Source organism: Pseudomonas migulae (assembly GCF_024169315.1).
Taxonomy (GTDB): Bacteria; Pseudomonadota; Gammaproteobacteria; order Pseudomonadales; family Pseudomonadaceae; genus Aquipseudomonas; species Aquipseudomonas migulae_B.
The window spans coordinates 4549496-4563254 of sequence record NZ_JALJWR010000001.1; the positions used below are offsets into that span (position 1 = coordinate 4549496).

At 60.6% G+C, this 13759-nt stretch carries 7 protein-coding genes; 1 reads left to right on the forward strand and 6 read right to left on the reverse strand.

Going from position 1 to position 13759, the window contains the following annotated elements; genetic code table 11:
- Window positions 1–103 precede the first annotated feature (103 nt).
- Window positions 104–4660, forward strand: a complete 4557-nt coding sequence (locus J2Y86_RS20890; protein ID WP_253435731.1) for a DUF4329 domain-containing protein — start codon at window positions 104–106, stop codon at window positions 4658–4660.
- Between the two features lie 58 nt (window positions 4661–4718).
- Here the strand turns inward: J2Y86_RS20890 and J2Y86_RS20895 are convergent, their stop codons facing one another.
- The 6 genes from J2Y86_RS20895 to J2Y86_RS20920 form a co-directional block, all read right to left on the reverse strand.
- The gene (locus J2Y86_RS20895) at window positions 4719–5729 is read right to left on the reverse strand and encodes a FecCD family ABC transporter permease (protein WP_253435734.1); all 1011 of its coding nucleotides are present in this window, start codon (window positions 5727–5729) and stop codon (window positions 4719–4721) included.
- A complete protein-coding gene (locus J2Y86_RS20900; RefSeq protein WP_253435737.1) occupies window positions 5726–6673 on the reverse strand; it encodes an ABC transporter substrate-binding protein in 948 nt (315 codons plus the stop codon). The genes J2Y86_RS20895 and J2Y86_RS20900 overlap by 4 nt, the downstream gene beginning before the upstream one ends.
- Window positions 6670–7458 (reverse strand): ABC transporter ATP-binding protein, encoded by a 789-nt coding sequence (locus J2Y86_RS20905; RefSeq protein ID WP_253435740.1) that lies wholly within the window; start codon window positions 7456–7458, stop codon window positions 6670–6672. Before J2Y86_RS20905 ends, J2Y86_RS20900 begins: the two co-directional genes overlap by 4 nt.
- A 141-nt stretch (window positions 7459–7599) precedes the next feature.
- On the reverse strand, window positions 7600–9720 hold the full coding sequence (locus tag J2Y86_RS20910) for a TonB-dependent receptor (RefSeq protein WP_253435743.1): 2121 nt from the start codon (window positions 9718–9720) through the stop codon (window positions 7600–7602).
- Between the two features lie 149 nt (window positions 9721–9869).
- Complete coding sequence (locus J2Y86_RS20915) at window positions 9870–11249, reverse strand: PepSY-associated TM helix domain-containing protein (RefSeq protein WP_253435746.1); 1380 nt, start codon at window positions 11247–11249, stop codon at window positions 9870–9872.
- Between the two features lie 154 nt (window positions 11250–11403).
- Window positions 11404–13521, reverse strand: a complete 2118-nt coding sequence (locus J2Y86_RS20920; RefSeq protein ID WP_253435749.1) for a TonB-dependent copper receptor — start codon at window positions 13519–13521, stop codon at window positions 11404–11406.
- Window positions 13522–13759: the final 238 nt, after the last annotated feature.

The window sequence follows — 13759 nt, forward strand, 5'->3', positions numbered from 1 at the left end:
TTGGTGCCGATTGCGTTCCGTACAAAAGCCGCACAGATATATATGTACCGCCCGCCGCGCTGAGGAATCTTGATCATGAGCACTCCATTCGAGTGAGCAGAACATGAACGACACTTCTATCAATACCTCTTCAAAATCCCCGGTGGCGGTCAAATTCCCCGCACTGGGACCGAGCTTCATCAGCGCGGACGATGCGGCCTATTGGGTACATCGACAGATGGCTGGACGCCGTGACAAGGCCTATGGCGGCGTGATCGTGGAGCGCAGCGACGGGAAATTTCAGCCCACGTTGCCAGTGGCTGGAAGAACGGGGTTTTTCGATTTCAGTGCGCTGCTGTACATCGGGTCCCCCACTGGGGAGCTGTTGTCTCCTGTGGGATGCAGTGGTGCGGCTTTTTACCTGTTTAATCCGGCGGAGCACGCCGACGTCCTGCGTTTTCATCCGGACTGGACGGCTGACCAGATCGGTTTGTATCTCGGGTTTTTCTCCAGGGCGCATATCGTCAGCTACATGCAGGACCCGAGCAGCTACGGCCAACGACACTACGTCTCAGGGCCGGACGGTTCATTGATCAAGTACCAGTCTTCTGATGTGTCAGCGGATAAAAAGCTCTTTGAACCCGCCATCAAGCCCTTCGCGTCGTTTGCTGACGTTGAGCGTCTGATTCAGACAATGGTCCGGATCGGCACCTTGAACGTGCTGGTTGCCAATGCGCAGTGGGGTGGCGTGCGAGGGCAAGTGCCGGGCAACTGGACACCCGGTACTGCTGTGACGTCCAGGCTGATGACTGTGAATGTGCAGCCATTTTATGGTCCCGTGTTCGACCGAGCGTACAAGGCCATTGAGGCCGTAGCACAGACGCTAACAACGTCTCACGACAGCGCCGGGCTTGGCTTCGTGCTGAAATCCGCCGGCAGTCCGGACTGCGTTGCAACGTACCCGACGCCCTCCAGCCCACCGCAAACGGCATTACTCAAAACCTTTCCCACAACAGCGGATCGCAAGCTCGAACCGGTGTTGGACTACGCCCTCGACGGTGTTTATTTTGTCTCACAGCCCGACGCAGTTCAGAGTGCCAGCGAGCCGTGGCTGTATGAACGTTTTTTTTCAACGGACAACCTGGCGGCAGGCATCAGTTTTTCGACGCAGGATGTTTATCGGCAGGAGTACGCCGACTATCTAAAGGTGTACGGATGGATTGGAGACGGTGCTGTATTGCAATACCGTCCCTCTGTGCACATCAAGGAAGTCCCTCTGGAGGACAGTGCAAGCCTCAATGCGCAACTGAAGGCTGGCACGCTCAAACCCATGGATTATGTCCGGCAGGTGGCCGCCGCCGGTGAACTGACGGTCCTCAAGGACAGCGCGTTGTGGGATGTCGTCGGGATCGTGGGGCCTGACTGGGAGCCCTACGCCGGATCGCGGCGCATGAGTCCTGTCTTTGTCATGGCGGACGACGCCGCACGTTTCGCCCATGATGAAATTGGCAGTCGACGTGACCAGGGTTACGTGGGATTGATCCTGCAGGATCGGCACAACCGCTTCGTCGCGACCGAGCCGGTGTGGACGGCAACGCAACGATTTGCGCTGGACAGACTGTGTCCTCTGGATGCGTCGGGGGCGCCGGTCATCCTGACTGAAGGCTATTCACTGCATGGGATGTACGCCTCTCGCTGGCGAGCGGATTCCAGGGTCGTGTCAGACGCCGACGAGGAGGAGCGGTTGATGCTGGCGCAAATGTTTACCGACAACGACATTCGCGCGGTGCTCGAAAAACGAAAGCATGTCGCTGCATTTTATCTCTCAGGCTCGGCAGACAGTCTGTTGGTTTATAGCCCGGATGAACGGAGTGTGGGGGCAACCAAGCGGTTGCAGGAGCGGGTTGCCATGCTCGCTGATGGCAACACCCTGATTGCTCGAGAGCTGACGGCCGGCACGCTTGAGCCCGGCAAGGTAGTCGATGAACTGGCCAGGACCGGCAGATTGCGCGTGGTGGTCGGTAATGAAGTATGGGGCCCGCGAGGTACGGTGTTGGGTGACGATGTCAGCAATGAAATCGGCTCATCGGATGTTGCCGCTCCGGCGCTGGGTGCGGTTTTTTCCAGTCCCGAGGACGTGGTGCTCAGCGCTCGTGATCGAGCCCGGGGCGATTACCGTGCGGCTGCCTCCGGGCTGGGGTTTATTCTCAGGCACAAGAACCGCAATGAATATGTGGCGACCGAAACGGTGCCAGCGCGGCGCCTTGAGGTGCTGAACCAGTCCAGTGATTTTGGCGCTCCCGTCTTGATCGAAGAGTTCCACACCTTCGGTCTTTTTTACTCGGCAAGCTGGATGCCTCAACGGTTGTCGACGGCGGACGCCTGGTTCGCCCGACACTTTGTACCCGTCAGCGATCTGGCAGCGGCAATCTACGATGACAAAGATACGCAACGTCTCACTCATCATCAGGACCTGAGCATCTTTATCGCGACGCTGGATGGCGCATTGCTGCGCTTCAAGTATTCGTCTTCTTCTACGCAGTTCGACAAAAAAGGCGCGCAAGAACTGGCGTCGGTGTTGGCCAATGACACACCACCCTATGCCAAGGTGATCCGCTTGATCGCCAGTGCCGGAGAGCTGGAGGTGCTGCGTACCAGTGAACTGTGGGATGAGCCGGGGGTTGTCGACGCTGACTGGAAGCCTTATGCACAGCTCCAGCGGCGCGCCCTGAGCCCGGTTTTTCTGCTACAGGATGACGCGGTGCGCTATGCGATGGCGCAGCTGGGCTCCCGGCGTGAACGGGTTTACGGTGGCCTGGTGTTGCGCCGGGTTGATGGTTTGTTTGTCGCGACATTACCGGTGGCGGTGGCCGTCGAGAACTTCCCGGCCAACTGGATTCGCCTGGACGACCTGGCAGAAAAAGGATTGTTTCTGGCGGGCAGTACGGTCGTCGCCCGATACCACTCTCGAGTTCACATCGAGCCTATCTTCGCGCTGTCGAGCCGAGAACGGGACGTGTACCTCAATATGTTTTCGACCAATTTCCTGTCGGACATTCTGCCCACCTCCGTAGGTTCCCAATCGCTGTCTCCCGGTAAGGAGTATCTGTTGGGGCTCGATAACAGCCTGATCAGCTACACCCTCAGCGGGAATGCTGCCGAGAAAAAGCTGGCCGGCGCATTGGCAGCCCCCAGTCAACTACAGCGCTGGCATAACGCGATAGAACTGCAGATGCGCAGCGGCGCGCTGTCCCCCAGTGACTACGTCAATCAGGTTGCCAGGGCCGGTCTGTTGCAAGTGGTCCAGGGCAGTCGACTGTGGGGGGAGGCGAAGCAAGTGTCGGGATGGGTTCCTTATCCTGATGTTATCTCGCCCGAGCTGCACCGGTTTGCCGTCGCCGATCCGACACTCAGCCCGGTCTTCACACAAATGGATGACGCCGTGCGCCACATCCATCGAATGGAGGCCCCCCGCACCCGCCTGAGGTTCGGGTTTGTACTCAAGTCGCTTGGCAGTGAGCGGTATGTGACGACGCTGCCGATAGTCGGGGAGCAAGGGCGTCTCTCTCTCGATCGGGTGTTCCCGAATGGATTGCTACCGCTGGGATATGACATTCAAGGGATCTATTTGTGTCCCTCGACAGCTTCCGGGCAGCGGGCCCATGACTTTACGCTCAGCTTCATTTCGCCCCTGGATCTGGTGCGAGGAATGGAGGCGGTCATGGTGACCACGGCTAAAGGGTTTACTTATCGCAGTGTCTACCTCTCCTGTGCCGACGGTGCCCTGTTGCAATACGAACCAACGTCCAACGCTGCGCAGTGGGGTTCTTTTCAGGCAACGGTTGCCTACGAGAAAATTCTGCAATCGGGTCGGGAGTCGCTGGTCGAGTACTTGCGCAAGGTGATCCGGCACGGTGAATTACGCGCGGTGGTGCGCAGCACTTTTTGGTCGCCTTTAAAGGGGATTGCCAAGGGCGCCCTGACCGGTGGCGGGCTTGTGAGTTGGCCGCAGGACAACCGGTTTGCGCTGGGGCCGATATTCGCCCATGCCGATGATGCCGCCCGCTCGGCCCAGAGACTGGTTGGTGAGTATGTGGGTCAACAGTCCCTGGGCGGGGTTCTGGTTCGTCAGGCCACTGCTTCGTTTGTAGCCGTTGAGCCGCTCGCGGACGGGTTAGACAGTGGCGCCGCCAGCCGATTGTTTTACTCGGGGCCGGGAGGGCCGATTGCACCGGTCACGGTGCCGGGGGCGCCGCAATTGCCGATACCGGTTTTTCCTCAGGGCTACAAGTGGGTGGCGGTTCATCAGTTTTACAAAGCGTTCAATCAGTTTGTGACGGGGCTCAGCGCTGCTGATCGCTTGCTGATGAACCACCTGGCCCTGGCAGACCTGAGGTTCTGCACGAATGTAGTGAGCAAAAGCGGTGCCTTGGGTGGTAGCTGCTATTTCACCGGGCGCGGTGGGTCGCTGTTCAAATTCACGCCCAGTTTCTCCGCGCAGGAGGCGGCATTTTTTGATGAAGAGAGCAACAAGGGGCTCAATGACTTCCTTGCCAGACTCGCCAGCGTCGGAAGGCTTGAGGTGCTGGATGGCGATGGCTATTGGCGCCGCGGGATCGTGGGGACGGATTGGAAAAGCGCCTTGCAACCGACGGTCAGGCCCGTGCATGACGAGCTTTGAAACACTGCCCTTACAGCGCTGACGGCCTGGAACACTGAGCCTTCAAGGTATGAGAGACTCAGCGGCGACGCATGAGGCCGATGAAGAACAAGCCACCGATGGCAGCGGTGGCGACACCGATAGGCAGGTCTTCCGGGGCAATCAGGGTACGGGCGGCGACGTCGACCCAGACCAGGAAGATGCTGCCGAGCAACACGCACACCGGCAGCAATCGTCGGTGCTCGGCCCCGACCAATCGGCGTGCAATGTGCGGCACCATCAACCCGACAAACCCGATCGACCCGCTGATCGACACCAATACTCCCGTCATCAACGACGCAATCAAAAACACCCGCAACCGCACAGTGCGGGCATTGAGTCCGAGGGTTACCGCCGTCTGTTCACCCGCCATCAACGCGTTCAATGGACGGGCCATGCCCAGCAACAAAACCAGGCCAAGCAACACGCTCGCCGCCGGCACCGCGAGCAATTCCCAGCGTGCCAGTCCGAGCCCGCCGAGCATCCAGAACATCACCGCCGAACTGGCACGGTGATCGCCGAGAAACAGCAGCAGATTGGCGATCGCCATCATCACGAACGACACCGCCACGCCGCACAACAGCAGCCGGTCACTGTCCAGCCGCCCGTTACGGTTGGCGATGATCAGCACGATCAGCATACTCAGCAGCGCACCGATAAACGCGGCGATGGGCAAGGTCAACAGGCCGACGATTTCACCGACATGCAGCACCACGATCACCGCGCCCAGCGTGGCGCCAGAGGTGACCCCGAGCAAATGCGGATCGGCCAGCGGATTGCGCGTCACCGCTTGCAGCACCGCGCCGATCAACGCCAGGCCAGCGCCCACCAACGCGCCGAGCAACATGCGCGGCACGCGGATCAACCAGACGATATGTTCCTGTCCGGCGGCCCAGCTCACGTCGCCGAGACCGAACGCCTTGTGCAGCAGAATCCTCCACACCACGTCCACCGGCACCCGCGCCGGGCCGAAACCCAGCGATACCACGCAAGACACCAGCAACAGTGCGCCGAGGGCGATCAGCAATAACGCGTAGCGACGGTTATTCATTCGCCGTGGAAACCCTTGGCCAGGGTTTCGACCGCCAGCACGTTATCGATGCCCGGCGTGGCCTGCACGTACGGGATCACAATGAAGCGCTGGTGCTTGATCGCGTCCACCGATTGCAGCGCCTTGTTGCTGCGCAGGAATTGCGCCTTCTGTTCGGCGGTGACCTCGCCGTAATCGACGATCACGATCACCTGCGGATTGCGCTCGACCACGTTCTCCCAGTTGACCCGGGTCCAGCTCGCGTCGACGTCATCCAGAATGTTGCGCCCGCCCGCCGCATCGATCAGCGCTTGCGGCATGCCGAGGCGGCCGGAGGTCATGGCGCGGTCTTCGCCGCTGTCATAGAGGAATACGCGCGGTTTATCGGCGGGCAGCTCCTTGCGCACCTCGGCGATTTGCTCCTGCATCCGGGCAATCAAGGCGTTGGCGCGAGCCTGCACGTCGAAGATTTTGCCGAGGTTGCGCAGGTCGTTGTAGGTGTCTTCCAGGGTGGCGGCCGGACGCTTCATCACGAAGGCGCAGGACTCGGTCAGCTCGTAGACGTTGATGCCCAGCGGCTGCAACGTCTGCGGCGTGAGATCACCGCCGACGCGCATGCCGTAGTCCCAACCGGCAAAGAAGAAATCGACGTTGGCGTTGAGCAGGGTTTCCACCGACGGGTACTTGGCCGCCAGCTCCGGCAGGCCGTCGAGGATGGTCTGCATCTCGGGCGTGACCGATTTCCAGCCGGTGACTCCGCTGTAGCCAGCCATACTCGGTTTGAGGCCGAGGGCGAGCATCATCTGCGTCATGTTGATGTCGTGGCTGACCGCGTGTTTCGGCGCTTGGGCGAAGGTCACATCACGGTTGCAGCTCTGGATCGTCAGCGGATATTTCGTCGCCTCGGCAAACGCTTGGGCACTGCCCAGCATCAGAGCAACACACAGCAGGGAACGCAAAGTCATGGTTGGGTTATCCAGGTGATTCGTGGGTAGCCGTGTAGGGGGTGTTCATCGATCAGCGCTTCGACGCCGAACACCTCTCGCAGCAGCGGGGCGGTCAGGACTTCTTTCGGTGTGCCGCTGGCGACGATGCGGCCGTGATTGATCACGTACAGCCGGTCGCAGAAAGCGGCGGCCAGATTGAGGTCGTGGATGCTCGCCAGGGTGCTGATCTTCAGGCGTTTGACCAGTTGAAGCAGTTCAAGCTGATAGCGCGGGTCGAGGTGATTGGTCGGTTCATCGAGGATCAACACGTGCGGCTGCTGGGCCAGGGCGCGGGCGAGAATCACCCGCTGTTTTTCACCGCCGGAGAGGGTGGCGAAGGCGTGGTCTTCAAAGCCTTTCAATCCGACCGATGCCAAAGCTTGAGTCGCAAGGTTTCGGTCCTCTTGCGTGTCGCCGTCGAACAGACCTTTGTGCGGTGTGCGGCCCATGGCGACCACTTCATCAACGGTCAGACCGAAGGCGTCAGGGAACTCCTGCAACACCACGGCGATGCGTTGCGCGCACCAGCGTGAGGATTGCTTCCAGACGTTGTGGTGATCGAGTTTTACCTCACCGCTCTCCGGTTTGCTGAAGCGATAAGCGCAGCGCAACAGGCTGGTCTTGCCGCTGCCGTTGGGGCCGATCAACCCGACGAACTCACCGGCGGCCACGTGCAGCGAGGCCTCACGCAGCTGGAACTGGTGATGACAGTGGCCGTGGCCCAGGGGTGTCCAGGCGAGGTTTGTGAGGTTCAGCGAGGTCATGCATTTACTCAAAGATTTGCGGTGATACTGATGACGCCTTTGCGGGCAAGCCTCGCTCCTACAGGATATGTGTCGATCACAAACATTGCGTACGACATAAATCCTGTAGGAGCGAGGCTTGCCCGCGAAGGGACCAGATGCCTAAAAGGTGTAATCAGCCGTGACGAAAAACGACCGCGGCTCCCCGAGAATCCACTGCTGCCCCTCATTGTATTGGCTTTGCGCATACTGCCGGTCAAACAGATTGTTCAGCTGCAACCCCAGCGTCGTGTTACGCAGTGCTTGCCAGGACAACGTGGCATCGACCACCGTATAGCTCGGCAGCTCGTTCCGGTTAGCCATGTCGGCATAACGCGCATCGACATAACGCACGCCAGCGCCGGCCTTCAGGTCCTCGTTGATCGTTTTGCTCAGCCACAGATTCGCCGTACGCCGTGGTACGTCCACCGGGCGATTGCCGTTGCGCGACACCGGCACACCTGCGATCACTTCTTCAAAATCGTCGTATTTCGCTTTGACGATGGCCGCGTTGGCCTGCAGTTGCCAGGCGTGTGGCAGTTGCAGATCGAGGCTGGCTTCGAGGCCATTGGACGATTGCTGGCCGACCTGCTGCTTGAGCGTCGGGTTGCCCGGATCGTCGGTCAGCAGTTTCTTTTTGACGATGCGATAGGCCGCCAGCGTCCACTCGCCACGCTGATCCCAGAACATCTGCTTCACGCCGATTTCGGTTTGTTTCGCGGTGGCCAGGTCGTATTGCTGCTGGCTCGGGCTCAGGGAAATAAGGCCGCCGACACCGTCGGTGCTGGTGGCGTACTGGCCGTAGAACGACGTGTCCGGCGTTACGGCAAACACCAGCCCGGCCTTCCAGTTGTTGCCGGTCAGGGTTTTGTCGCTCTGGCTGCCATCGACCTGATTGTCGTAATCAACCTGCACGTAATCGCGGCGCACGCCGGTCACCAGCGACCAGCGCTCGCTCAGCTGCGTGCGGTTTTCGGCGAACACCGACATCTGTCTGGTGGTGCTCTGAAACTGCTCCCGATACGGATCGGCACTTTCAAATGTGCCGCGTTGCGGATGGTACAGATCGACCGGCTGACCACCCGGCAACACGTCATTGAACGGCGAGTTGCTGTCGAGCTGAAAGCGGATACGGTTGTAATCGACGCCGGTCACGGTCTGGCTGTCGAGGCCGAACAGTGAGTGCTTGAAGTTGAAGGTCTGACGGTCGCCGACCTGTTCCTGCCGGTGACCGATACCGAAGTAACCGCTGCGGCTGAGGTGTTGGGTGTCGCGGTCGAAGTTGTAGTTCTCGGCGTTCTGCCAGCGGCGTTGGGCCTTTAGGTAATACAGCTCGTTGCTGGCGCTGACGCTGTCGGAGATTTGCCAGTCGCTGGTCAGGCGCGTCCATTGATCGTTGTAGTGTTGCTTGTCGTTGCTGACGTTGTAGTTCTTGTCTCGCAGGCTTTCCTTGAAGCGGCCATTGATCAGCGGCGTGCCGAAATAATTCATCGGCTTCTGGTCGCCGTAATCGTGGGCGAGAGTGAACGCCAGATCGTCCGTCGCCTGCCAGCGCAGGGCGGCGCTGATGAAGTCGCTGGAGGAATCGCCACGATCAACCCAGCCGTTGCTGCGCAGACGATTGAGGTTCAAGCGATAGCTCAGGGTGTCGCTCAGGGAACCGCCGCTGTCCAGGGCCTGTTGCTGAGTGTCGTAGGAGCCGTAGCCGAGGCGGACGTGGTTTTCGATCTCGCCTTCGAACGGCTTCTTCGGGATCACGTTGATCACTGCGCCGGTCGCGCCTTCGCCATACAACACCGACGCCGGCCCGCGCAGCACATCGACGCGCTCCACCGACCAGGTGTCGACCGGAAAGGTCACGGTGCCCATGCCGGTGTACATCCGGTTGCCGTCATACAACTGCATCACCGAACTTTGTCCGGTAAATCCTCGGGCGGACAACGATGTGCCGCCATCGCCCGGCGTGCCGGTGCGGCTGATCCCGGTGCTGCGCGATACGGCGTCCTGAACACTGCGATCACCGCGGGCGCGAACCTGTTCGCCGGTCAGGCTTTCGACGCTGGCCGGGGTTTCCAGGGCCGTGAGCTTCAGGCGCGAGCCGGCGGTGGTCGGCGTGTTCAGGCTGACGGTTTCGTTGTCATTGGCGTCGGCGGTGATGGTGCCGGTGGGCAACGTCAACGGCTGCGCGTGGGCGCTGTTGTTCAGGGCGAGCAGGCAGAGGCCGGACAAGAGGTACTTGTTCATCGGGACGGTGAATCACTTCTTCAAAAGAAAACCCGCAGCCATGGCTGCGGGTTGGGCGGTGCATTTTCGTTATACAGTAACACTAAAAATGACCGTGCGATAAGCGCCCGAAGTCTACAGATCCCTCTAAATCACGCATCTCGCCTGTTTCATGATGAAGATGAGGCTGATTCAGTTTGTCGGTTGAAGCGCGAAAGCAGCACTCGATCCAGCAGCCACACCACCACCAGCGAAGCGCCCACCAACGGAAACGCCACCGCCAGCACCAGCATGATCGCCACGCCGGTTTTCCATTTCGGCAGATCATGACGCAGCGGCGGCACACCGAACTTGCCCTGCGGGCGGCGCTTCCACCAGATCACCACGCCGCTGACGGCGCTGAGCAGAATCATCAGGCAGATCAGCAGCACGATGATCTGGTTGAACACGCCAAACATCTTGCCTTCATGGAGCATCACGCCGATTTCCGTGGCGCGGGCGACGGTGCCGTATTGCTCGAAGCGCACATCGGCGAGGACCTTGCCGGTGTATTGATCGACGTGCAGGGTGGCATCGTTGCGTGGGTCGTCGGCGAATACCGCGATGGTGAATACGCCGGTGGCCGTGGTCGGGAACGTGATGCTGTAACCCGGTTCGACCTTGCGTTGCTCGGCGATGTTCTGCACGTCTTGCAGGCTGATGGTCGGCGCCGCCGGGCCGGCTTGCGCAGTGCCGTGGGCCATGTGTTCGGCGTGGTCGCCGGACATCGGCATCGGTGTGTTTTCCATTGCCCATGGCACGGTCTGGCGCGTGGCGGTGTTGAGGCTGCGGGCCTCGACGTCGGACTTGGGCATGTCATTCCACATGGCGTCCGGGAACACGTTCCAGACACCGGCGTATTGCTTGCCCCAGAACCCGGTCCAGGTCATGCCGCTCAGCAGCATTACCAGCAGAAATGCGGCGCCCCAGAACCCGGTGACGGCATGCAGGTCGCGCCACAGCACGCGACCGCGACTGCTCAGGCGCGGCCACAAGATGCCGGCGGCCTGACCTCGCGGCCACCACAGGAACACCCCGGAAACCACCAGCACGATGCCCCAGCCAGCGGCGAGTTCGACCAGTCGATCGCCGACCGTGCCGATCATCAGCTCACCGTGGATCGCACGGGCAACCGCTTGCAGATTTTTCTTCGCGTCTTGCTCTCCGAGGATGTCGCCGTGATACGGATCGACAAAAACATTCAACTCATTGCCGGCATCGAGCACGACAAACTGCGCGCTGCGCTCGGCGTTGATCGGCGGCAGGTATTGCTTGATCGTTGCCTGTGGATACGCAGTTTTTACGCGCTTGAGCAGGTCGTCGGCCGGGACGCTGTGGTGGCCGGCCGGGACATTCATCAGGCTGCCGTACATCAACGGATCGAGTTGCGGTTTGAACAGGTAAATGACGCCGGTCAGGGCCAGCATCACCATGAATGGCGCGACGAACAGACCGGCATAGAAATGCCAACGCCAGGCCAGGTTGTAGAAATTCGGTTTGGGCTGTTTCATCGGTTGTGCTCCGCTTGGCTTGGTTCTTTTGTTGTTGTCTGGTGACTGCTGCGCAGTCATTCGCGGGCAAGCCTCGCTCCTACAGGTCCAGTGGTGATCGCACCGTTTGTGATCGACGCGAATCCCGTAGGAGCGAGGCTTGCCCGCGATGCTCTTAAAAGCTCATGTCCACCTTGGTCCAGAGCGTGCGCCCCGGTTCTTTGATGGCTTGCGGGTCATTGGCCGGATAGCCAAAACCGGCGTTGCCGGCCAGGTTCAAATGCTCGGCGTAAGCCTTGCCGAACAAGTTGTCGACGCCGCTGCTGACCTTCCAGTTCTTGTTGATGCGGTACGCACCGTTGAGCGAGAACACACCGAACCCCGAGGTCTTGTCGAAGTCCTTGCCGACCACGTTGCCCTTGTTCTGGTCAATGCGGTTTTGCGCAGCGACCACTCGCCACAAGGCGCCGGCGCTCCAGTTGTCTTCGCTGTAGGTCAGGCCGAAACGTGCGTCCAGCGGCGGCATTTGCGGCAACGCGTTGCCGTCGCTGCTGTTCTTGCCCCAGGCGTAGGCGAGGGTCGCATCGGCCTTCCAGTTCGAGGTCAATTTGTAAGCCGCACCGAGTTCACCGCCCATGATCCGCGCGTCGATGTTCTCGGCTTGCGAGGTCATGCCCATCATTCCCGGCGTGTAGTTGAACAGGATGTAATCGCGCACCTGCCCGACGTAACCCGAGGCCCAGGCTTCGAGGTCTTCGGTCTTGTATTGCAGGCCGAAGTCGAGCTGGGTGGTTTTCTCGGGCTTGATCGAATCGAAGGCATTCACCGAGCCGGCGGGGCCGGAGTTAGGCGAAAACAGCTCCCAGTAATCCGGGAAACGCTGGGTGTGACCGAGGCCGGCATACAGCGTGGCAGGGCTGTCGGCCAGATCATGCTCGTAACGGACGAAGCCGCTGGGCAGGGTGTCGGCGCGGGTGTCGTTGGCGGTCGGGTTAGGCCGGGTCATCATTCCGGAACCAGTGGTCTGGCGGAAGTCTTTAGCCGAAGCGCGGTCCAGTCGCGCGCCGCTAATCAGCCGGTCACGGTCGGCGGCGTACCACGTCAGTTCGCTGAATACGCCGTAGTTGTGGAAGTCGGCGTCCTTGTCGCGCGGCAGATCCTTGTAGGTGTCGATGCCCATGGCGCTGCGCTTGCGGTGTTCGTTGGTCTGCGCGTCGATGCCGCTGATCAATTGCACATCGGCCCAGCGCCAGGTGCCTTTGATCCGTGCGCCGAGGGTTCGGCGATCGACACTGGAGGCCATCGGCCCGGCCATCATCCCGGTGCCGGACGGCGTGCGCAGGGTGTAGTTGTCCATCACGTGGTCGGCGTAGTTGTAGTAGATCTGTGCTTCGACCTTGTCCAGTACGTCGCCGATACTGGATTTCTCGAAGCGCAGGCCGAGGCTTTCGCGCTTGAACTGCGCACCGTCCATGCCGCGTCCGGCATAACGGGCTTCGCCATCGCCCTTGCCGGCGGTGAGTTCCAGCAGCGTGTCGGCATCCGGGGTCAAGCCAACGGCGACGTCACCGTTCCACTTGTCGTAGCGCGAAGCCACGGTGTCATTGTTGCCATCGCGGTAGTCGTCGGAATGCGCGGTGTTGCCGATCACGCGCACGTACCCCAACGGGCCGCCGGCGGCAGCATCCACCACTTTGTCGAAGCGGCCATTGGAGCCGGCCAGTACGCTGGCATTCACCCGGGTGCCGAGTTCGCCGAAGCTTTCCGGTTCGCGATCGAACAGGATGGTGCCGGCCGATGCGCCCGGCCCCCACAGCACGGTTTGCGGGCCTTTGATGACGGTGAGTTTGTCGTAGGTTTCCGGGGAAATGTACGACGTCGGGGCATCCATCCGGCCGGGGCAGGCACCGAGCATCTGGCCGCCGTTGGTGAGGATGTTCAGTCGTGAGCCGAACATGCCGCGCAGCACCGGATCACCGTTGGTGCCGCCGTTGCGTACCAAGGCGAAACCGGGGATGGTCTTCAGATAATCGCCACCGTCGCTGGCCGGCACCGGTTGGCGCGGGTCCTTGGGGTTGGTGACGATGGTCAGCGGCGAACTCGGCGCAATGGCGGTGATCACCGTCGGGCTCAGTTCTTCATGGTGGCCGGCGTGCTCGTCGGCCAGCACCATAGGGGTCAGCAGTGCGCCGCAAATAACGGCAGTGGCGTGCCTGAAACGAACTCGCGTTTCGTTCAGGGCAAAAGAAGCCTGGGCAGCGCCCAAACGTGTGACAGCAGAAAACCTGGACATGACAATTTCCATCGAACAGTCGTAAACGACACGGCCGGCAGCCGACGCAATCCCTTGCAGGAGTGAACCTGTGTGGCGAGGGGACTCGTACCCGTTGGACTGCGCAGCAGTCCCAAAATCTGAATTCTCGGTGTGTCAGATACAGCTCGTATTCAGAGACTGGGGCCGCTTCGCGACCCAACGGGGACAAGTCCCCTCGCCACAGAGGCTCGCTCCCACAGGTTGCTTCTGCTGTCTA